This window comes from Plectonema radiosum NIES-515, assembly GCF_025753815.1.
GTDB lineage: Bacteria > Cyanobacteriota > Cyanobacteriia > Cyanobacteriales > Nostocaceae > Hassallia > Hassallia radiosum_A.
Window position 1 is genome coordinate 16,543 of the sequence record NZ_JAOWRF010000232.1, and the last position, 23,235, is coordinate 39,777.

Here is a 23,235-nt window from a genome sequence, read left to right on the forward strand (position 1 = left end):
ACGCTAAGTTGGAGCTATTAAAGAAATCAAAATGTGAATACTTTGAGTTAAGACTTGGCTTAACTACTCTTGAAACTAAAAGTTTTTACATTTTTTTGCTCTTTATCAAAGATGCGATGTTAATACCTTTATCTTTTTTAACTCCTGACCAAGGATTTTCGTAAAGCTGAAATCTTTGCTTTACAATTAACCACAAAAATGGAATAGCATCTAACAGATACCTCTTCCAGAGTCGCTGAGGTTCTCTTAACAGCCGATAAAGCCACTCTAGACCAACTTGACTCATCCAATCAGGCGATCGCTTAATATTACCTGCCTCAAAACTGATAGTTGCACCAATCGCCAAAAATACTTTGATTTTTTTCAATTGCTTTTTATATTTAGCAATCCACATTTCTTGCTTAGGTGCGCCTACACCAATTGCTAAAACTGTAGCATCTGAAGAATTAATCAGTTGAACAATCTCTTGACACTCCTCTTCATTTTTCTCAAATCCAAAGGACGGCGAGTGTGCCGCAACTACAATATTTCTACCTACCTTTGAATTAATCTTTTCTTGAGCTATCTTAACTACATCTGCCTCAGCACCCAGCAAAAATATTTTGATTTTGTCATCATGCTGGTAATAAGTGTAAAATGCTGGAAATAAATCCGAACCAGAAATTTTTTCGTGTATCGGTGTCTTCAAAAAACTCGATACATACATCAACACTTTACTATCACAAACTCTATAATCTGCATCTTGATAAACAAGATAAAAATCTTGATTTTTCTGCAATTTCATCACGTGATCCACGTTGGGGGTAAACACAACACCGCCGATTCGCAGATTTTCTAGCAATTCGACCATTGTTATGTTGTTGATGGTCACATTTAGTAAGTTAACTTGTCTCATCATCACCATTAAAACAACTAAGCCTGCGGGACAAAACTGTTTTTAGTGACCAACTAACCAAGCTCTTTTAACTAGGGAAATCGAACAGAACATAATGAATGCACCCATCCATGATTACAAAATACAGCTTTCCAACATTGCAATTTCAACAATAACTTAAACAAACATTTCAACTAAAGTAATTTTTAATTGCTTAGTTACTTTGTTATTTGCTGTATCTATGTACATTTTCTATTGCCACAAATAAATATACCTTTTTCTGTGTATATTTCAAATAGATAATATAAAGTTAATATGTAGAGACTAAAATCTTTTTTAAAGAAACTGTAAAGTTTTGGTAAAAAGCCCGGATTGAAAGAAAAAAACTGGAACTAAAACTAGGTTTATTAACTCAAGGAAATGTCATGCTAGGTCTGGGTTTCGGCATTTAAGAAGTAGAGCTATTTAAGGAAAAATGCGATCCTAGTATTTACGGCTACGTAAATACCCCATAAACTTAATCAAAGCAAAAATGTAGTCGAATAAAGTCGGATATTATAACAAAAAAATCTGACTTCGGGCAGAATTTATTCAGGAGTGGGGAGTGGGGAGTGGGAATAGGCTTTTAACGATCGCTTTTAAACCACTCAACAATAGCTTTCGCGATCGATGAAGCTTCTTTCTTTTGTTCAGAGGGATTTGTCACCAATTCAAATTCATCAGGATTACTCATAAAACCCAACTCCAACAACACCGACGGCGTACTTGTTGGACGCGTCAACGCCAAGTTATCCCAGAATACACCATAGGAAGGGCGTTTTAACTTCTTGACTATGTAATTATGTAAAAATATAGCTAAACTGTGGGCTTGGGGATGATACCAAAAAGCAGCAAAACCTTTGATTTTTTCAGCATCACCATCATCAGGTAAAGAATTATGATGAATGGAAATAGAAATTGCTGGTTCTTCTCGATCAATAATTGTTTGGCGATCGCCTAAAGAAACTTCCTTATCATCGGACCGTGTCATCACCACCGTTGCCCCTCGTTTTACCAACTCATCTTTGAGCAACTTCGACACAACCAAATTTAAGTCTTTTTCTAAATACCCAGTTGGACCACTTGCACCAGATTCTTTCCCACCGTGTCCCGGATCGAGTAAAATCTTGATGCCAGATAGTGGCTTGTCATTTTTGCGGATTTCTGGGGGTTGACGCAAAGACAAAACTAAACTTGTTCCGTCGTATCTCAGCTTGTATCCCCACTGTTGATTTCTTTTGAGGTTAAAAGTATATTGCACGCTTCCTTGGGGCAACTGCTGCCAATCTAGGCGAGAAATTAAGGCGTTATCAACACTCCTGATAATGTCTGTTTGTGCTGTGGTATTGTAAAGCGTGAGGGTGAGAAAGCGATCGCCTTGCTGTACGCTAACGGGTACAGCAACTTGCAACGGAAAAACTATTTCCGTCGCATTCGCAAGTTGACGATATCCCACACTGCGAATAATTGTTTTTGGTGGAACTGCACCTGATAAAATGCGAGTTTCCTTACGATTAATCCAAGCACCATAATCCAAGCGTAACCATTCACCTTCAAAACCTGTGACTGTGGCGCGTGTTTGTTTGGGTAAAGGTGTTAATCTAGAATAATCTGTACTCGGACCAGTACGAGCAACTCCAGCATCTACCGTCACCTCAGCAACTTGTAATTGCGTGGGTGAGAGAATTTTAATTTTTCCTTCACCGAGTTGAGTTATGGTTTTACCATTCAGCGTTAGTTGAAATTCAGGTTGTCCCACATCGGCAGCAGCATTTATAGTAGTGCAAGCCTCGTACTTGCCAACGTTAGATTGGGTCTTTGGTTGATTATTTCCCGTTAGTGCGGCTAAATTGCTTGGGAGTTGTGGTTGTTGTGGTTGAGGTAAAAGAGGAATAGTTTGATTTGCCACTTTGACAGATACTGTGGCATCTTGGGGTGCGATCGCGCTAAAACAAATGAGTTCCCCCGCTAGTTTAGCAATATCCGCTGCTGGAGTGAGAGAATTTTTGGCAAAAGCTAACCCTTTTGGTATCTCAGGTAAGGAAGATATCCTTGTCACCTTAATTTGACGCTCTTGATTTTGATAGCGCACAGTAAAGAGATTCTCTCCTAACTGTAAGGGGAAATTTGGGGCAAAATGCCCACCTTTGCTGCGAGTTATGGGTTTACCATTGATGAGAACTTCTCCATTTGGAGGTGCTGTACCCAGAAAGAAAATTTTTTCTTCGCTGGTTTGGTAGTTTGCTGTGGGAAAAACTATATTGAGAGATTGCTCTTGAGCCAATGTTGGGGAGGATATGACTATAGAGCCTAATAATACCAATCCGAAAACACTTTTCACAACCAAATTAAAGAAAATCGAATAATACAATTACTGTGGCACAATGACGGCATGTATTTTTAGAAGTTGCTAGAAATTATAAATACTATGACTAAGTTTGTCTTTGTTACTGGGGGTGTAGTTTCCAGTATTGGTAAGGGAATTGTCGCAGCTAGTCTGGGACGATTACTTAAATCGCGCAATTATTCGGTGTCAATTCTCAAACTAGATCCTTATATTAACGTCGATCCGGGGACAATGAGTCCTTTTCAGCATGGTGAGGTGTTTGTTACTCAAGATGGTGCTGAGACGGATTTAGATTTAGGACACTACGAACGGTTTACTGATACATTAATGTCGCGTCTTAATAGTGTTACCACTGGTTCGATTTACCAAGCCGTAATTAACAAAGAGCGGCGCGGCGATTATAATGGCGGCACGGTGCAGGTAATTCCTCATATTACCAACGAAATTAAAGAGCGGATTATGAGGGTGGCTCGTGATACTACTCCTGATATGGTAATTACGGAAATTGGCGGGACGGTAGGGGATATTGAATCATTGCCGTTTTTAGAAGCAATTCGCCAGTTTCGCAAAGAAGTAGGGCGACAAAATGTATTGTACATGCATGTGACGTTGATACCGTGGATTGCTTCAGCGGGGGAGATGAAAACCAAGCCAACACAGCATTCGGTGAAAGAATTGCGTTCTATTGGCATTCAACCAGATATTTTAGTCTGTCGGTGCGATCGCCCTTTACCAAAGGGGTTAAAACAGAAGTTGTCAGAATTTTGTGATGTACCTGCCGAATGCGTCATCACCGCTCAAGATGCCAAAAGCATTTATGAAGTACCGCTCATTGTAGAACAAGAAGGGCTGGCAGAGCAAGTACTTGATTTGCTGCAAATGGAACAACGCACTCCCGACTTGCTGGAGTGGCAAACTTTGGTCGAAAGATTGTACAGTCCTAAATATCAAGTTGAAATTGCGATTGTTGGGAAGTATGTTCGGTTAAGCGATGCTTATTTGTCGGTTGTGGAAGCATTAAGACATGGAGCGATCGCCACAAATGGAGAATTAGTTTTACGCTGGGTAAATTCCGAGATGCTAGAAGTTGAAGATGCCGAAAAGCATCTTGAAGGTGTCGATGGAATAATTGTACCCGGAGGTTTCGGTACTAGAGGCATAGACGGTAAGATTGCCGCAATTAATTATGCACGGGAAAGGCACATTCCCTTTTTAGGTTTGTGTCTGGGAATGCAATGTTGTGTAATTGAGTGGGCGAGAAACGTAGCTGGATTTACAGATGCAAATAGTGCCGAATTTAACCCAATCACTACCAACCCAGTAATTAACCTTTTGCCCGAACAGCAGGATGTAGTTGATTTAGGCGGTACAATGCGATTAGGTTTGTATACTTGCCGCGTTCTACCGAATACAATGGCTTTTCAGCTATATCAACAAGATGTAGTTTACGAACGTCATCGCCATCGTTACGAATTTAACAACGCTTATCGTCAGTTATTTTTAGAATCAGGCTATGCGATCAGTGGCACATCTCTTGATGGACGTTTAGTCGAAATGATTGAATTACCGCACCATCCCTTCTTTATCGCTTGTCAATTTCATCCAGAATTTCTTTCCCGTCCTGGTACTCCTCATCCTTTGTTTGCAGGATTTATGCAAGCAGCGATCGCTCGTTCTCATCCTACCTCTAATTTTGCAGCACCATTAGAAGTATTTTAAAGGGCATGAACCTAGGAAAACCTCACCCTGTCCGTTCCGGACATCCCTCTCCGCAAGTTCGGAGAGGGAAAGATTTACCCTACGGGTAAAGCGAGGGTGAGGTTTAGGTTTTGGGCTTTTAGAGTCAATCTGAATAAGGCAACGGGATATTCTTTATGAGTTGCACCACTCTTAATACGGTTCGCTTAAGGATTTTTCGTGGTGATTTAGGGCATGTAGAGACGCGATACCCTTGGGTCTCTACAAGGTTTTTGGTTTATCGAATTTTCTTATCCGAACCGTATTGGCACTACTCTTAACTGTAACCCGCAGTCCCGCCCTGAACTAAAGTTCGGGCTAATAGCTTAAGTCCACTAAAGTGGACTAATAAAGGATTTTAGTCCACTTTAGTGGACTTAAGCTATGAGCCAGGGAATTTATTCCTTGGCGGTTGTTGCCACTGATGCAAGATTTGGGTTTCTTGCACCGGACGATTAAAATCGCGGCTACACAAACTTAGTCCGCGAAGGCGGACTAATATAGCGTTCTTCTTTGCGTCTTTGCTACGAGTGCGTGAGACAAAAAATTGCATAAATCTTGCACCGGACGATTAAAATCGCGGCTATATAAACAAAGTCCGCCTTCGCGGACTAATATAGCGTTCTTCTTTGCGGCTTTGCGTGAGACAAAAAATTGCATAAGCCCAAAAGTGCGAGATATATGTTTTAGGTAGATAATCAGACTCACACCGCCCTGAGAAATACTTATGCATCGACAAAACCTGCGCCTCACCTTCGTTGTGCTACTCACCGCTGTTTTGATGCCTTTCTCTGCCAAGTTAACTGCACCATTCCAAGCGTCGCAGGTGTTGGCGCAAACAACCGATCCCCGGAAAGCTGAAGCACACAGACTGAATCAACAAGGTATTCAGCAGTATCAAACCAGTCAATTCGAGGCGGCATTACAGTCTTTCCAACAAGCATTAATTATCTACCGGGAAATTAAAGACCGTCAAAGCGAAGGGTGGGCGCTGGGCAATCTGGGGATTGCTTACATTTACCTAGGAAACTACGCTAAAACAATTGAATATGAACAACAGTGGTTGGCGATCGCACAGGAAATTAAAGACCGTCAAGGCGAAAGTGCGGCGCTGGGCAATCTGGGTCTTACTTACAATTCCCTGGGGAATTACCCTAAAGCAATTGATTACCTACAGCAATCGTTGGCGATCACACGCGAAATTAAAGACCGTCAAGGCGAAAGTGCGGCGCTGGGTAATCTGGGTATTGCTTACATTTCGCTAGGGGACTACGCCAAAGGAATTGAATATGAAGAGCAACTTTTGGCGATCGCACGCGAAATTAAAGACCGTCAAAACGAAGGTTCGGCGCTGGGTAATCTGGGGGATGCTTACCTCGAACTAGGAAACTACGCTAAAGCAATTGAATATGAACAGCAGTGGTTGGCGATCGCACGACAAATTAAAGACCGTTCAAGCGAAGGTAAGGCGCTGGGCAATCTGGGTATTGCTTACAATTCCCTAGGGGACTACGCCAAAGGAATTGAATATGAAGAGCAACTTTTGGCGATCGCACGGGAAATTAAAGACCGTCAAAGCGAGGGACAAGCCCTGAACAATCTGGGTGTTGCTCTGTTTAAATCTGGCAAACTTAGCCTAGCAGAGAGTACTTTAATTGAGGGCATTAAGGTTTATGAATCTCTACGCGGTGGATTAGAAGATATCAACAAAGTGTCTATTTCTGACACGCAAAGTAATACATACGAAACTTTACAAAAAGTCCTGATTGCTGAGAATAAAACCAATGCAGCGCTGGAAATTGCTGAACGGGGACGCGCTAGGGCATTTGTAGAGTTACTGAATAAGCGGTTATCACCAACAGATTCTCTAGCAAATAAACAATCTAATCCATCTATTGCCGAAATCAAACAAACTGCAAAAGCACAAAAGGCAACTTTGGTTCAATATTCAATTATTTACGATGATTTCAAAGTTGAAGGTAAAAAACAAGCCAAGGAATCAGAACTTTATATTTGGGTAGTCAAACCTACAGGTGAAGTGACTTTTCGCAAAGCTGACTTGAAACCCCTATGGCAAAAAGAGAATACAACTCTTGACGACTTTGTAACCATCAGTCGTAAATCTATCGGTGCAAGAGGTCGCGGCGGTGTTGACGTGAGTTACAATCCGGCTGTGCAATCACAAAACCGATTTAAACAGCTTCACAACTTGTTAATCAAACCGATCGCCGATTTATTACCCACCAACCCCAACCAGCACGTTATTTTCATCCCCCAAGGTTCCCTATTCCTCGTTCCCTTCCCAGCTTTGCAAGATGCCAAGGGCAAATATTTAATTGAAAAACATACCATCCTCACTGCCCCGGCAATTCAGGTATTAGATTTAACCCATCGGCAGAGGGGGAGGGGGAGAGTGGGGGGGGGGGAGAGGGGGGGAATATTAATTGTGGGTAATCCTACTATGCCTAGTGTGGCATTTGTACCGGGGGAGAAGCCGCAGCAATTGCCCAGTTTACCAGGTGCGGAAATGGAAGCAAAAGCGATCGCTACTCTTTTCAATACCAAAGCGATTATCGGCAATCAAGCGACCAAAACAGCGATCGTTCAAAAAATGACCAAAGCCAGAATTGTGCATTTAGCCACCCACGGCTTATTGGATGATTATAAACAACTGGGTGTACCGGGTGCGATCGCTCTTGCCCCAGACCCCCCTTCATCCCCCCTTACTAAGGGGGGAAACGAGGAAGGTAACGGTTTACTTACAGCTTACGAAATCTTTGACCTAAAACTAAACGCCGAATTAATCGTTCTCAGCGCTTGTGACACTGGTAGAGGTAGAATTACAGGCGATGGCGTAATCGGGCTATCTCGTTCATTAATTACAGCAGGTGTCTCCAGCGTCATGGTGTCTTTGTGGAAAGTACCAGACGAACCCACAGCATCCCTAATGAGTGAATTTTACAAAAATATTCAACATAATACAGATAAAGCCACAGCCTTACGTCAAGCCATGCTGACAACTATGAAAAAGAATCCTCAACCTTTAGACTGGGCTGCTTTTACCCTGATTGGTGAGTCAGAATGATTGACCCGTAGTAAGCGATTCATCGCTTATTTTGAGCACTAAAGTGCTCACTACGGTGCTCACTACGATCAATCTAACATCCTGAGTAGTGTTGCCATGCCAACTTCGCAGCACCCACTATTCCCGCAGAATTACCCAACTCAGCTTGCAATATTTGTAACCCCACGCGAGAAGTAGCCAGCACGCGTCGCTCAATTTCTGCCTTGACAGTTGGTACAAAAAATTCAAAACTAGCACTGACACCACCACCAAGAACGATCGCTTGCGGTGTCAATACATATACCAAACTACTCAACCCAGCGCCTAAATCTTTACCATAAGTTTGCCAAAAAGTCAACGCTTCAGCATCTCCCGCTTGCGCCAAAGCGCCCAATTCCGCTGGCTCCTTCCCCGTGCGGCGACGAATTGCCACGACGGAGGTATACTGCTCCAAAGAGCCTTGATTACCGCTATTACACACCGGACCTGAGGGATTTAAGGTAATTAAACCCAACTCTCCAGCGGCTCCTAAATGCCCAACAAACAATTTACCATCAAGAATAACCGCCCCACCAACACCAGTTCCCAAAGTCAGCAAAATCAGGTTTTGAAAATGGCGACCGGCGCCTAACCAAGCTTCTCCCAACCCCGCACAGTTAGCATCATTAGCGAGAATTGTCAATTTCCCAGTTTTCGCTTCTAACCAATCAGCTAAGGGGACATCATGCCATCCTGTCAGATTGATGGCAACTTTGGCAATGCGTCCAGCAGCATCCGCAGGACCGGGAGTACCGACACCGATCGCCATGCTAAGATTATCTGGGTCAAGTTGAGCGATCGCATCCACCATCACCGCCATCACAGCTTCAGGTGTCGCTGGTTGGGGAGTTGCCACAGTCAAAGATTGCAAACAAGCACCATCAGCCCTAAATCGCCCTAACTTAATCGCCGTTCCCCCCAAGTCAATGCCGATTACTTGAGAATTCACCACATTAAACCCAATCATCGCAAATTTTCAGATTTCAAAAGCATCTTAGCCCCTTTAGGTCTTAGGGCGAAAATCTTCTAATTCCGTTTGCTTGGGTGCAGCACTGAATGCAGCCACAGTCAAGGGATGAAAACTAGATTTAGCCTGGAAAGATGTTACCGGCGCACCTCGTAAAATACCTGTAAGAGCGACAGAAAGCATAAATCCACCAGCAGCAGCCACAATTAAAGAAAGGTTATCTTTCACACAAATCTCTCATTCAGAAAATACAACAGTTGTTGGTTGTTGGTTATCCACCATCCACCATCCACTATCAACTATCCACCATCAACTATCAACTATCCACCAACTACTAACCAATTCAAACTACTTCCGGATACTATTTTCTTTCCGTAAACGGGGATTGACAAATTCATTTAACCCCTCACCCAGCAGCGACAACCCAACCACCATTAAAGTCATTGCCAAACCAGGAAAAAGCGTAGTCCACCAAATGCCTGTGGGTAGTGCTTCTAAAGCTTGCTTTAAATCGTGTCCCCATTCTGCCACTTCTTCGGGAAGTCCTAGCCCCAAAAAGCCCAAACCTCCCAACACCAAAATTGCATCAGCAGCGTTAAGGGTGAAAAGTACGGGTACGCTTTGAATTACGTTGAAAAATAAATATCGTGAAAGAACTTGCCAAGTGTTCGCACCCATTGCTTGAGCAGCTTCGATGAACACTTCAGTTTTCATGCTAACTGTGTGGTTGCGGACAACGCGGTAATATTGGGGGATGTAAGCAATACTGATTGCGATCGCTGCATTTAATATTCCCCTTCCCACCACAAACGCCAGCGTCACGGAAAGCAACAACCCCGGTAAGGTATAAATGCTATCCATGATAAACAGCAAAACCTTATCCAATTTACCGCCCAGATAGCCACTCAGCATCCCCAAAGGCACACCGATAAACATACTGAGTGAGGTAGCCAAGATAACCACTTGCAACGCAGCTTGAACGCCGAAAATAGTCCGCGAGAACACATCATAGCCCAAGCGACTAGTGCCAAACCAATGTTTGCCTGAGGGTGGCTCGTGAATCGGGTTAGCCAAGAAATCTGTAGGATCTTGCAATAATCCCCAAGCTTGAAAAACGGGAGCGAAAAAAGCCAAGAAGACGAAAAACAAAGTCATAGCTACCCCAATCAGCATGAATTGCCGAGATAAATTGGGATTTTTGGCAAAACTAAAAAATCTGGGTAGCGGTTTTTTGATAACGGTCATATAGAGAGTTAGGAGTTAGGAGTTAGGAGTTAGGAGTTAGGAGTTAGGAGTTAGGAGTTAGGAGTTTGGAGTTAGGAGTTTGGAGTTAGGAGTTTGGAGTTATGTAGAGACGTTTTGGTGGAACGTCTTTACGGGAGTTAGGAGTTTGGAGTTTGGAGTTTGGAGTTTGGAGTTTGGAGTTTGGAGTTATGTAGAGACGTTTTGGTGGAACGTCTTTACGGGAGTTACGAGTTGTAAGTTAAGAGAGTAGTTTTGTCAACTCAAAAATCAGGACTCAAGCTTTAAAACTACACCATAGCCGAGCATTGTTACACAAAAGATAATTTCACGCCAAGAGGGGGAAAGGACTATTGAGAGATACGGACCAACTCCAAACTCCTAACTCCTAACTCCCAATTCCAACTCCCAACTCCCAACTCCAAACTCCCCACTCCCCACTCCCAACTCCCCACTCCCAACTCCTAACTCCTAACTCCCCACTCCCAACTCCCAACTCCCAACTCCCAACTCCCCACTCCCCACTCCCAACTCCCCACTCCAAACTCCCAACTCCGCTTAGAGATTGCTTTCAATCAACTTACGATACTCGCTCTTTTGCTTGACGCCTTTAACTTCGTTGATTAATTGCTTATTTTTAAACAGTTGAATTGTTGGTGTTCCTGTGACGTTGGCATTTTGGGCAATATCGCGGTCTTTGTCGATGTCAATTTCGACAAAGTGGATTTTGCTGTCAAATTCATCCACCACTTTATTTAAAATTGGTTTGAGGGTATGACAAGGACCACAGCCAGGAGAAACGTATTTGACAAGGATTAGGCGATCGCTACCGTGGAACAACTTTCGTAAAGCATAACCCCCCTCATGGCGTGTCGCATTTAAATCAAATTCTTCTGGAGTTGCTTTCTTCTCAGTTGCTTGATGTTCTAATTCGTTATCTGGAGTTTCCGCTTTTTGATGAAATTCTGAAATCAAATCACTCGAAGATAACCAGCGTTCAGCTAACATTGCTGCCATACAGCCGGTACCTGCCGCCGTAATTGCTTGACGAAACTCATGATCTTGCACGTCACCAGCCGCAAATACGCCTTCTACACTCGTCTCTACAGTACCGTGTTTGGTGATAACGTAGCCCACCTCATCCAGTTCTATTTGCCCTGTAAACAAAGATGTATTCGGCTTGTGACCAACGGCGTAAAATAAACCTTTGACGTGCAGTTGACTTTCTTCGCCGGTTTTGTTGTCGCGGATTTTCACTCCATCCATGCGATCGTTACCGAAAATATCCACAGCTTCGGTGTTCCAATGCACCTGGATTTTCCGGTTACTCAAAACGCGGTCTTGCATCGCTTTAGAAGCACGCATTTTCTCCGTGCGTACCAATAAATTTACCTTTGAGGCATATTTCGTCAGGTAAATCGCTTCTTCTGCTGCCGTGTCACCAGCACCAATTACAGCCAATTCTGCACCCTGTAAAATCGGTGTAGCACCATCACAGATAGCACAAGCGGAAATACCCCGATTCCAAAATTCATCTTCGCTGGGTAAACCCAAACGCTTGGCGATCGCACCTGTGGCAATAATAATACTGTGGGTTTTAAATTCCCGTTCTTCTGAGCGGACAGTAAAAGGACGCTGACTCAAGTCAACGGAAATTACATCCTCAGTATATAACTCGGCTCCCCAACGCTCCGCCTGAGCCTTCATCTGATCCATCAGTTCTGGTCCTGTAATTCCCCGTGCAAACCCCGGAAAATTCTCAACTTCAGTCGTTGTCATCAACTGTCCCCCAGGTAAACCCCCAGCTTGGAAGCCTTCAAATACCACAGGTTTCAAATTAGCCCTTCCTGCATAAATAGCCGCTGTGTAGCCAGCAGGACCAGAACCGATAATTACCAAGTTTTCTACTGTCGGGTTAGTCATTGTTTTATACAAACTCATAACGACTACGCTTAGTTTAGCATAATAAATTATGTTGGTGGGATGACAGCCTTCAAATTTGCCTTCTTTTTAAGGGGGATATTGCGTAATTCCTGATTTTGCGCGATGCCTAACGAGGGAAAAAGTTATATACCGCGTTAGAAATCTCAAAAAGTGGGAACACTAACAATTGGGTGTGCTTGTACTACCAGAAGGTGAATAAACCTCACTTATTCTAAAAAGCCAGAAAAAAGTATTTTTGGTGGCAGGAAGCACTGAAAAAAATAGTGTTAGGAGAACTTGAAATGGATCGTCAAGCATCTGAATTATTAGAGAAAATTCGTCAGCAATATGAAACTTCTCCATATCCGCGAGTTCCATTAGATGATTCACCCAAAAATGACTTTAATTCCTTGTTTATTCATAACATAGTAACTTCTTACTATTTGAGATATCAAAAGATTATAGAAACCAAAGAAAAAGTCATTTTAGATGCAGGATGCGGTACTGGTTATAAAGCATTAATTTTGGCAGAAGCGAATCCAGAAGCCAAAATTATTGGTATTGATATTTCCGAAGAATCTGTTAAATTAGCTCGGCATCGCTTAGAGCATCATAAATTCGAGAATGCAGAATTCCACACGCTTTCAATTTATGACTTACCAAACTTAGGGATAAAGTTTGACTATATAAATAATGATGAAGTCCTTTACCTTCTACCCGATCCAGTTGCAGCTTTAAATACAATGAAAGCTGTTCTGAAACCCCAGGGAATTATTCGCACTAATTTACATAGCGCTTTGCAAAGAAGCGGATATTTCCGGGCACAAGAAGTCTTTAGAAATATAGGATTGACTGATAGCAATCCGGGAGATTTAGAAGTTGAAATTACGCTAGAAACGATGAAATCGTTGAAGGATGGAGTTGACCTAAAATCTCGGACTTGGCAGCCAGTTTACGAAGCAGAAGGAGGGAAACAATCAGTTTTAATGAATTACCTGCTTCAAAGTGACAATGGCTTTACGATTCCTGAGATGTTTAACATGTTGCGAACATCCGATTTGGAATTTATTAGCATGATAAATTGGCGGCATTGGGAAATTATGGATTTGTTTAAAGAGCCAGATAATTTACCAGTGTTTCTTGCAATGACTTTACCGGAACTTGATGTTGAACAGCGATTGCATCTGTTTGAACTGTTGCATCCCGGTCATCGTTTACTTGACTTTTGGTGCGGTCATCCAAACCTAGAGGAACCTGTTGTACAACTTTGTGAATGGACTGCATCTGATTGGCTTTCTGGACGAGTGCATCTGCATCCCCAGTTGCAAAAACCCAAGGTAAAAGAAGACCTTATAGAGTGCATCACTGAACAGAAACCTTTTCAAATTAGTAAATATATCGGTGTGCCAACCATTGCCCTGGTAGAAATCGAGAGTACCATCGCAGCTTGCATCCTACCGCTTTGGGAGGGAGTGCAGCCGATAAGCGACCTAGTAGAGCGCTGGTGTAAGATTAGACCTCTGCATCCTGCCACCCTAGAGCCGATAAGCCAACAGGCAGCTTGGGGTGAAATCAAAAAACTTCTAACCAAGCTTGAAGTGTTTCTATACGTGCTTTTAGAGCGATCAACTTGAACTGTGCAAAGGTCAAAAAAATTGCTTTGACCGAGATGATATGAACTCGCGCAAAAGTGGGTAAGTTATATCCATAAGCAATCAATCACACATCCCCCTAAGGAAATACTTAAAATGAAACCAGTAATCAAGCCCGAATTGCAAGTAAAATTTTTGCAACATCTCAACCGCAAGAAAAAAAATGATGAGGGTTTCACCTTAATTGAACTGCTCGTCGTCGTAATTATTATCGGTGTTCTAGCAGCGATCGCTCTACCTTCTCTGCTAGGTCAAATTTCTAAAGCCAGACAGTCTGAAGCTAAACAAAATATTGGTGCGATTAACCGTGCCCAACAAGCATATTTCCTAGAAAACCAAGACTTCACCACTAGCGTTCAAGCTGTGGGAATTGGTATTAAAACCCAAAGTGAGAGTTTCAAGTACCAAGCCATAACCGACGCTGGTAGTGACACAGTAGCTAACATGGGAATTGCAATCAAACCTGCGCTCAGATCCTACTTTGGGATAGTAGGTACAACTTTAGGTGGTACTGGTACAAGCACAGAAGTACTTACAACAGCCTTCGCTTGTGAAGCTCTCAACCCCACAATAGTCGCACCAATAACAGGAACAAGCCCTTCGACGGTTGATTGCGTGACAAATAACAAAGAATACAAACCGATGGGTAAGTAACAAAACACAGTCTTTTGTTGTTGATAGTTCTTCGTTTTGTAGATTGTACTTTTATGGAAATGAGTAGTGTTATTTCACACTACTCATTTCTTTGTAAACAGAGATTTATATGAACACGAAATCCTCTTTGATTACTTGCCAACAATGGCAACAGCAAGCTGAACAATACCTACTTCAAGGTGATTACTCTCAGGCTGCTAGACTGTACGAACTGGCAGTTGATGCAAAGCCAGATATTAAATCTTATTATTGGCATTTGGGCTTAATGTTGTTGTTGCAGGGACAACAAGTGGAAGCTCAAACGACTTGGTTTATGGCACTGATGGAGGGTGAACCGGAAGAAGTCGAATTGTGGAATGCCGAATTAGTGGAGGTGTTGTCAACAGAAGCACAACGACGCAAAGAGTTAGCAGACTATGCAACAACTCAGATAATTCGGCAGCAAATAAAGGAAATTTGCCCAACGAATATTAGTAATTTATTACATTTAATTATACTTACTAACAAGTTGGAGACAGATGCAGAAGAAGGGTTATCAACTCTTTTAGAAGTAATTGAAATCCTGCGAGAAGAGGAACTTTCAGGAATAGATTTTGAACTATTGATGCAAATGTTGCAGAGTGTTTTAGATTCTGTACCTTTGCATCCATACACCCAGGAATTAGTAGAAGCTTGTTTAGTTTATATCCAGAATAATAGTCAAGCCTTGACTTTTTTGGGTGTCATGCTGCCAGCAATGATTAATATTGCCTACATCCAGTTGCAACCGGCAATAGCAGCACGTCTTGGTGAATTCTGTTTGCGGTTGGATGCTAAAAATACAGAAATATTACGCCACTTGGCTACTTTTTATCAAAATGCCGGGGAACATGATAAGGGTATAGGGACTGGTAAATTCTGCTATTCCTTAGTAAAAGAATTGATAGATAAAGTGTGGGCAAACCAACTGATTATTCGAGGTTTGATGAACGCTGGTGGATATTGGGAAGAAGCGCGTTCTTTCTTTTTGCAACATGAATCACTGCTACGGTCTTTGATAGAACAACAACCAACTAATCTGTGTTCGGTCAAGGTTTCACAACTATTCAATTCATATTTTTTTGCTCCATACTTTCGAGATAATCCGAGAACTGATAGACTAATTCAGAATCAACTGGCTAAACTCTGCCAAGCCAATACGGAAGTTTATGCTCAGGGAGACGTAGAGAAATGCCGTCAGCGACATCAACAGCGTCAACAACTGGGTGTTGTTCCTAAAAAATTAAAAATTGGCTACCTGTCTTATTGTTTAAAAGGTCATTCTGTCGGCTGGTTATCGCGATGGTTGTTTCAACATCACGATCGCGATCGCTTTGAATTGTATGGCTACTTTATTAATAATCAAAAAACCTCGGAACCACTCCATAAATGGTTTCTAGCTCAAGTTGATCAAGTTCATAAATCAAGCAACAGCGATGAAATCGTTGAGCAAATTTACAAAGATGAAATCGATATTCTCGTCGATTTAGATAGCATTACGCTAGATGTTACTTGTGAAGTTCTAGCGATAAAACCTGCCCCGATTCAAGTGACTTGGTTAGCTTGGGATGCCACTGGAATCCCTGGTGTTGATTATTTTATCGCTGACCCCTACGTTTTACCAAACAAGGCACAAGAATATTATTCAGAAAAAATTTGGCGTTTACCCCAAACCTATATAGCTGTGGATGGCTTTGAGGTGGGTGTACCTAATCTCCGTCGCGATCAACTTAATATCCCTAACGATGCCATTATATATCTTAGCGCTCAAAAAAGTTACAAGCGCAACGCCGATACAGTGCGACTGCAAATGCGGATTATCAAAGAAGTTCCTAATAGCTACTTCTTGATTAAAGGTACTGCTGAGGAAGAATCTTTGAAAAACTTCTTTAATCAAATAGCAGAAGAAGAAGGAGTAGACTGTTCCAAATTGCGATTTATCCCAGATGTGCCTTCAGAATCAGTTCACCGAGCAAATCTCGGCATTGCCGACGTTGTATTAGATACTTATCCTTACAACGGAGCGACTACGACTCTAGAAACTCTGTGGATGTGTATTCCTTTGGTGACGCGAGTTGGTGAACAGTTTGCCGCTCGTAATAGCTACACGATGATGATGAATGCTGGTATCACAGAAGGCATTGCCTGGACGGATGAAGAATATATAGAGTGGGGGGTGCGCTTGGGTAAGGATGAGGCTTTGCGACAACAGATAGCCTGGAAGCTCAAAGCATCACGGCAAACTGCACCGTTGTGGAATGCGAAGCAGTTTACTCGTGAGATGGAAAAGGCTTATGAGCAAATGTGGCAAAGGTATATTGACGGTAGATAGGCTCGTAGTGAGGGCTTAAGCCCTCCATTTTTTAAGCACTGAAGTGGTTACTACAAATTTCTTTATAGAAGGCTTCTAGACCTGCGACACAAGCTTTGTCATCAAAAAGACGATCGCAACGTTGTTTGATTTTTTCTGCAATTAGCGATCGCCAAATTGGGTCTAATCCTAATTTTACAGCAATCTCGATATATTCGGCTTCATTTTGGGCAATGGTGTCTCTTACTTGAATCATTTTCAGAAAGCTGTCAGAATGACGACCCCGCATCAATTCCCCCGGACAGGTGACGATGGGAAGATGGCAAGCGATCGCTTCTAAGCTAGTATTACCACCAGACCAACTTAAAGTATCTAAATAAACGTCTGAAAGTACATTGATTGCTAAGTAATCAAGCCGTTCTGGAATCGTCAAGAAGACGCAGTAATCCTCGTAATTTAAATTAACTGCGGCAAAGGCTCTTTGTAGACGAGGTTTAAGGATACTGCCGCGTAAAAATACGAATGTAGCTTGAGGTACGCGACAAGCAATTTCTGGCAAAATAAAGTCATATTGCGGCAAGTATTTATAAGGTGCTTGACAGCACAAATAAATAACAGCATCATCCTTTAGGTGAAAATCTGCGCGGGTTTTTGTGATTAAAGGAATATAAGGTTTGGGGTAAGAAACTCCAATATTAGGTAAGCGAATTAATGTCTCTGAATAATGTTCTTGTGCATTTTCTGGTTCCATTAACTCGCTAGACAAAAAGTAATCAATTGTTGACAATCCAGTTGTCACGGGATGTCCCCAAGCGGTGCATTGGACTGGTGCTAATTGCAAAGAAGCCATTTGCATTGTTTGAGCATCCATGCCAATTTCTGGATATACGAGAATATGCAGTTTATCGGCTAGTATTTGTTGGCAAGCAGCTTCAAAGTTATGAGGAATATGCCGGAATACATCACTGTATTGCTGAAATTTTTGTGTGATTGGATCTGGTTCGTTTCCTGTGTAGTAACAGTAAATTTCAAAGTTTTGGCGATCGCAATAATTCAGCCAGCCAATTAACCAAAGTGTTCCACTATAAGAATGCAGATAAGCTGAAGCGTAGCCAATGCGAATTTTCTGATTCTCCTTTAAGATTGGCATGGTAATCGGTGCAACCCATTGAGGATAATTAGCCCCCATAATTCTCTGGACTAAATTTCCATATTGCTGTTGCAGTTCTACATCGTTTTTAGCCTGAAAAGATAAGTAATAGTTCGTTAAATTTCTTATACCTGCTAAAGCCTTTTTTTGCTGTTCAGGACTGTCTAGAGATGTTTGTTGAATTAAGTTTTGCAATCCGGTTATAAATCGCTGACGATAGTAAATAATGTCTTCTTTACTATCGTATAGTGTGGGAACTATTAAGTGTTTGAGGATTTGAAAAGTGTAGTCGTTAGGTAATGATTTAGATGCGGCATTGGCACTTATAATTGCTTCTTGGATACGTCCATTTCGCTGCAAGTTGATTATTAAAGGAAAATGCAGCTTTCCTTCTGCGGGGTAAAGTTTAATTGCTGATTGGAGGCAGTTAAAATATTCGTCTAAAAAATTTAACTGCCTGTAACACTCGCTTAAGCGAGAATAAAGTTCTACATCTCCTATGTGAGTTTCTAAAATCTTTTGATATTGAGAAATAGCTTCTTGCCATCTCCCTGACTCAAAGAATTTATTACTTAAGTAAAAAAAAACTGCTCGTTTTGTTGTGTGGTGAATTTTTCTAATTCAAATGCGGGAATGTTTACTCCATAAAATGCGATAGCTTGTTGATTTTCGGCTGATAAAATAATTCTGGCTTGGATGTGAGATATTAAAGCTTCCCACTGAATATCAGCCAAGTTACTAACTAGAGAAATCTCTAGACCTTCGCTAATATCTATATCTTCTTCCATCAGCAAATTCATCGTCACACCAGATAACAAAAGTTCGGCATCTTCAGGAGAGATATCAGTAGTATCGATTAACAAAGTTATGCGATCGCTTGCTGGATGAGTTGCGATCGCACTAATAACTCTTTGCAATTCTAAACCGAGTGATTCTTCTGGCTGTGACCAATCTGGAAATACAATTAAATTAATTTCTCTGAGATTCAATGGCAAAAGAGTAGTCTCAATTAAGGTAGAAGCAACGATTTTTGCCATATTTGACCAAGAAAACTTTTTCGCTTGTTCTAATCCCGCAGTAATTAACGAGTTGCGAACAGATGGTTTTTGTACTTCACACAATGCATTTACCATCTCATGAATATCATCATCTTGCACATATAATGCGGCTTTACCCGCAACTTCGGGAATTGATGCATTTGGACAAGTGATGACTGGACAACCAGAAGCGAGCGCTTCTAAAACTGGCAAACCAAATCCTTCATATTTAGAAGGATAAACCAGCGCAATAGCACCAGAGTAAGCTGTTTTTAATTCTTCATCACTCAGTTGCAGCATATGAACAGTACTACCCGATGTATATCTTCTTAATTCTTCATCGAGTAAGCCTACACCACCTGTACAGACAATATCAAATGCCTGTTTGCTGTAAAGTTGAGCAAAAGCCTCTAAAAATAAAAGAGTATTTTTATAACCCCCAATGCTTACTATCATAAAATAGGGCTTGGAAATGCCGTACTTTGTTTTAAAACTATTAACTTCTTGTTGACTAGCTGGTGAAAAATTATCTGTCACACCACAAAGAGCAACCTTTACTGATTCTAAAGGTATTTCTGGGAAAAACCTGACTAAATCACGCGCTGTATTTTCCGAAATTGCTAAATAGGCAGATGCGTTTTGAATACCCTGATGTTTTACTTGCCACATGGGATTATTCATATCCCATCCCATGACTTCTGGAATCATATCATACGCCATGAATACAGAAGGTGTTGTCGTCGGGGTAGTGTAGTAAGTGGAGATAAATAAATCAGCACCTTCTTCATCGCATACTTGCTGTAAAATTTCGCGATCGACATCAGGATCATTGTAGTCATAAGATGGTAGAATTCGATATCTAATACCAGGAATTTTCGGAGCAGTTCCAGCGCGATCAAGTACAACAATATGCTTCGCAAAGCCGTTGTTTACCCATTCTTCTAGTAATGATTTCCAAACACGCGCAATACCAGTTTTGTATAGTTGAAAAAATATTCCGTCAACAAGAATCTTTGGATGTGTTGAATAATATTTTCTCGCAAAAATTCCTCTATTACGAATATGTAAAGCTATCTGATCGAGACGTCCATCCCTGCCAGTAGTATTTTGTTTATGTCGCATCAAGTTTTCGATTTGAGGAATAGGTATCAGGGAGTATCCTGCTAATTTTGCCCTATAGCACAAATCTACATCATCCCAATAACCTGGACCATAATCTTCACACCAACCTCCTAAGGCTTTTAGGGTAGAATTTTTAATGCATAATGACCATCCTTCTATATAACTTTCACCTAGCTCATTTTGCATTAGACCGGGACCAGCTATACCGTTTTTAGCTAGGTTGCATAGGCTTTCAAGTGGAAAATTTAAAACTTGCACATCATTGTTTAAGAACAAGATATACTCTCCTGTAGCCACCTCTGCACCTTGATTGTTACCTGCGGCAAATCCCCGATTTTGCTCGTTTCGGATGAGTTTAATATTGTGTTGCTGGCAAAAATCTTCTAATGCCAATTTGCCTTGTGGCTGACTACCATTATCAACAAAAATTATTTCTGTATCCTTCAAGTGTTCAAGATTATGCTTCCATATATCTAATAAGTCAGTATGATCCCACCAAGGTACAACTATACTGGTTAATTCTTTGCTTAAAGATTGGCATTTTGTGGTGCAGTCAATAATTGTTTTTTTAGGTTGATGCACACCAACGAACAACAGTTGATAAGCACATAACTCTAAAAACTCTTCTTCCGAAACATCTAAAAGTGCAAGATTACCAAATCTTACAATGCGTTCTAGTCCTTGTGGACGGAAGGAATGTAATTCTTGACCTCCAAGATAGAAGACTGAATCACATATGATATTCGCTTGATTTAAAAGTTCGATAAAACTTTTCTGGGTGAAAAATCTTAAGTGAGTACGATCTAAAATTCCCTCGTCTTGGTATTCCCAAGTTCCAAGTTCTATAACTTGCCTTAAAGTCGGTAAATGTCGGATATTGGGTATACTCGCTATCATCACACCTTCTGGTTTAAGGAAAGTTGCATATTTACGAGCTATATGCCAAGGGTCTTTTAAATGTTCCAGTATGTCCCCAAAGATAATACAGTCAAATTCTCCTTGGTTAAAGGGTGGTTCAAAAGATTCTAATTCAGCGTTATAAACTCGATCGATATTGTTGTTTGCGTAGTAAAATGCCTCACGATCCAACTCAATTCCTACTACACATCGTTGGGGATTTTCTTCTTTTAATGCTTTACCTAACATCCCTGCTCCACAGCCTACATCAAGGATATTTAAAGCATTCTGTGGCACGACTGCAACTATTTCTCGACGTACATGCCGATAATATTGCGGAAGTTCATTGAATGGGCGGACATTGTATGATAACTGAGTATTGTTTTCCATGAAATTATCCATATGAAAATTGGACATATTGTTTGACATCATCTAGCAATCTGAAATTATTGAAACTTAGCGATCGCTCTTAGTTCTTTCCTACTTGTTTCTTCATCTGCTCTAACAAAGCTTTATACTCTTTACGCTCAGGTTGCAGTTTTACCAGTTTTTCTAATGGTTCAACAGCACCTTTAGTGTCTTTTAGCTGTACCCGTACATTTACCAACCCCTCTAAAGCCACTCGGTTTTCTGGTTCTCGCTGCAAAACCAACTCAAAACCCCGTACTTGTTGTTTTAATGAAGACTCAACAGACGCAGTTGCCGGCTGGGGTTTATGATTAGCCTCTTGCAGTGCAGGAATCACCGCAAACGCTGTAGAACCAGCGAAGGAGATTATAGACACGAATCCAACAATCTTTTGCAGACGCTGCGATCGCTTCATCCGCGCCATCATGTATTCTTTTTCAGATATAGCCATTTTTAAACTGCTGTAGTAACTTGACTGATTTTGGCTAGAGGCAAAATACAACTATATACAGATTGACTAAATAATCAACACATGCATTGCAAGAACGAGGCATTTTGTCGATCAGAGCAAAATTGTTCTTCATAAAATCGACCCGACTCTCATCGGTAATTGCCCATGCTCAGGATACCCATCGACAACTGAGGAACTAACATTTGTGCGAAAAATTTCGCAGCAATAATGCGCGAGTGCATTTAATTTGGCAGTCTTGGAAGCTGAGAATGCTTAGTATAAATAGATTTGGGCGTTTTTCGGCTCAGATCGTGAAAGTGCGATCGCCTTTTAGAAGTCTCAAATTCTTACTTTGCGTTGGTGCAATAAAAAAATACAGCGATCGCCAGTTGATGTAACATTATTTTTAGTATCATAGTTATAAAAGCGCAAAACCCCTTTTTGTAATTTGCTTTTAGTAGTGACAAGCAAAAATATCAAATTTAGATAAATATGTCCGGTTAGTTAGTCCAATCCCAAATGTTTGCGGTATCGTGAATAACGTTTCCCTCGAAGAGACAGTGAATATTTTTAGGCAACTGCAAAGTTTAGCCTGAATCAAAAATTTCCACACTCACCCCTTGTGCTATAAGTTGGTTATCTCTCATCCCCCTGCTTTGTTTTAATAGGAAAAACAAAATCTGACTAGCCGTATTCACCTGTGCTATATCTGCAAGTCCTAGGACGACTAGTTTTTTGATATATGTCTACAACGACTGCTTGGTGGTATTTGAGTTTTGAGGTGGTGATTACCGTACAAAACCGAAATCATGACAACGCAACTAGAGTTAGTTATGGTAGAGTTAAGAAGTTAAGACTGACTTTGCCAAAGTAAAACTCTACGTATAGGCAAAAATCCCCCAAGGGAAAGCAGTTTTGATTAAGAATTTACCATACAAAATCTGAATTCATTCGAGGCTATGACTCAGCAGCAAGTAATTCACCCTATGGTGAAATTGCAGCGTAACGTGCAATCACTCGTAGAATCTAAAATTATCAAGCCAACCGATAGCATTTGGAAAATCGCGTTGCTTTACGGCAATGAATGGCAGTACTGGAAACAGGAACTGTTAGATTTTGGCTTTACTATGCAAGACCCAATTGGCGATTTGTTAGCAGTAGAAGCTTGGGACGAAGAGTCAGACTGAGGACAAGGGGACAAGGGGACAAGGGGACAAGGGGGACAAGGGGACAAGGAGGACAGGAAGAATTTCTCCCCCCTCTCCCTTGTCTCCCCCCTCCCCCTTGTCTCCCCCCTCCCTAC

Annotated in this window: 17 protein-coding genes; 8 read left to right on the forward strand and 9 right to left on the reverse strand. The window is 41.4% G+C overall.

The genetic code is table 11. The features are described from left to right. Positions 1–85: 85 nt before the first annotated feature. On the reverse strand, positions 86–904 hold the full coding sequence (locus OGM63_RS15750) for a WecB/TagA/CpsF family glycosyltransferase (RefSeq protein WP_511041091.1): 819 nt from the start codon (positions 902–904) through the stop codon (positions 86–88). Between the two features lie 595 nt (positions 905–1,499). Continuing rightward, positions 1,500–3,254, reverse strand: a complete 1,755-nt coding sequence (locus OGM63_RS15755) for an N-acetylmuramoyl-L-alanine amidase (protein WP_263746535.1) — start codon at positions 3,252–3,254, stop codon at positions 1,500–1,502. A gap of 87 nt (positions 3,255–3,341) precedes the next feature. Between OGM63_RS15755 and pyrG the strand changes: the two genes are divergently transcribed. Both pyrG and OGM63_RS15765 read left to right on the forward strand, forming a co-directional pair. Continuing rightward, complete coding sequence (pyrG, locus tag OGM63_RS15760) at positions 3,342–4,979, forward strand: CTP synthase (protein ID WP_263746536.1); 1,638 nt, start codon at positions 3,342–3,344, stop codon at positions 4,977–4,979. Between the two features lie 745 nt (positions 4,980–5,724). Beyond that, positions 5,725–8,082 carry a CHAT domain-containing protein gene (locus OGM63_RS15765; protein WP_263746538.1) on the forward strand — a complete coding sequence of 786 codons (2,358 nt, stop codon included), beginning with the start codon at positions 5,725–5,727 and terminating at the stop codon, positions 8,080–8,082. Positions 8,083–8,155: 73 nt separating this feature from the next. Here the strand turns inward: OGM63_RS15765 and OGM63_RS15770 are convergent, their stop codons facing one another. The 4 genes from OGM63_RS15770 to trxB form a co-directional block, all read right to left on the reverse strand. Then, entirely contained in the window at positions 8,156–9,067 is a 912-nt protein-coding gene (locus tag OGM63_RS15770; protein ID WP_263746539.1) for an ROK family protein, read from the reverse strand. A gap of 36 nt (positions 9,068–9,103) precedes the next feature. Next, positions 9,104–9,295, reverse strand: coding sequence for a hypothetical protein (locus tag OGM63_RS15775; protein ID WP_263746540.1), 192 nt, complete (start codon positions 9,293–9,295; stop codon positions 9,104–9,106). 120 nt (positions 9,296–9,415) lie between these two features. Continuing rightward, entirely contained in the window at positions 9,416–10,312 is an 897-nt protein-coding gene (locus OGM63_RS15780; RefSeq protein WP_263746541.1) for an ABC transporter permease, read from the reverse strand. A gap of 555 nt (positions 10,313–10,867) precedes the next feature. After that, a complete protein-coding gene (gene trxB, locus OGM63_RS15785) occupies positions 10,868–12,232 on the reverse strand; it encodes a thioredoxin-disulfide reductase (protein ID WP_263746542.1) in 1,365 nt (454 codons plus the stop codon). 302 nt (positions 12,233–12,534) lie between these two features. Between trxB and OGM63_RS15790 the strand changes: the two genes are divergently transcribed. From OGM63_RS15790 to OGM63_RS15805, 3 genes are all read left to right on the forward strand, one after another. Then, positions 12,535–13,866, forward strand: a complete 1,332-nt coding sequence (locus OGM63_RS15790) for a class I SAM-dependent methyltransferase (RefSeq protein ID WP_263746543.1) — start codon at positions 12,535–12,537, stop codon at positions 13,864–13,866. 114 nt (positions 13,867–13,980) lie between these two features. Then, entirely contained in the window at positions 13,981–14,538 is a 558-nt protein-coding gene (locus OGM63_RS15800) for a type IV pilin-like G/H family protein (protein WP_318528468.1), read from the forward strand. A gap of 109 nt (positions 14,539–14,647) precedes the next feature. After that, positions 14,648–16,888 (forward strand): O-linked N-acetylglucosamine transferase, SPINDLY family protein, encoded by a 2,241-nt coding sequence (locus tag OGM63_RS15805; RefSeq protein ID WP_263746544.1) that lies wholly within the window; start codon positions 14,648–14,650, stop codon positions 16,886–16,888. A 31-nt stretch (positions 16,889–16,919) separates the two neighbouring features. Here OGM63_RS15805 and OGM63_RS15810 read toward each other — a convergent pair whose 3' ends face one another. The 3 genes from OGM63_RS15810 to OGM63_RS15820 form a co-directional block, all read right to left on the reverse strand. Continuing rightward, positions 16,920–18,377, reverse strand: a complete 1,458-nt coding sequence (locus tag OGM63_RS15810; RefSeq protein WP_263746545.1) for an O-linked N-acetylglucosamine transferase, SPINDLY family protein — start codon at positions 18,375–18,377, stop codon at positions 16,920–16,922. 212 nt (positions 18,378–18,589) lie between these two features. After that, a complete protein-coding gene (locus tag OGM63_RS15815; protein WP_263746546.1) occupies positions 18,590–21,463 on the reverse strand; it encodes a glycosyltransferase in 2,874 nt (957 codons plus the stop codon). Positions 21,464–21,542: 79 nt separating this feature from the next. Continuing rightward, positions 21,543–21,932 (reverse strand): tetratricopeptide repeat protein, encoded by a 390-nt coding sequence (locus OGM63_RS15820; protein ID WP_263746547.1) that lies wholly within the window; start codon positions 21,930–21,932, stop codon positions 21,543–21,545. A gap of 269 nt (positions 21,933–22,201) precedes the next feature. On the opposite strand from OGM63_RS15820, the gene OGM63_RS15825 reads away from it, so the two are divergent. The 3 genes from OGM63_RS15825 (at position 22,202) to OGM63_RS15835 (ending at position 23,119) form a co-directional block, all read left to right on the forward strand. Next, positions 22,202–22,330, forward strand: a complete 129-nt coding sequence (locus tag OGM63_RS15825) for a hypothetical protein (protein ID WP_263746548.1) — start codon at positions 22,202–22,204, stop codon at positions 22,328–22,330. A gap of 344 nt (positions 22,331–22,674) precedes the next feature. Beyond that, positions 22,675–22,806 carry a hypothetical protein gene (locus OGM63_RS15830; protein ID WP_263746549.1) on the forward strand — a complete coding sequence of 44 codons (132 nt, stop codon included), beginning with the start codon at positions 22,675–22,677 and terminating at the stop codon, positions 22,804–22,806. 85 nt (positions 22,807–22,891) lie between these two features. Then, positions 22,892–23,119, forward strand: a complete 228-nt coding sequence (locus OGM63_RS15835) for a DUF4327 family protein (protein ID WP_029633725.1) — start codon at positions 22,892–22,894, stop codon at positions 23,117–23,119. Positions 23,120–23,235 lie beyond the last annotated feature (116 nt).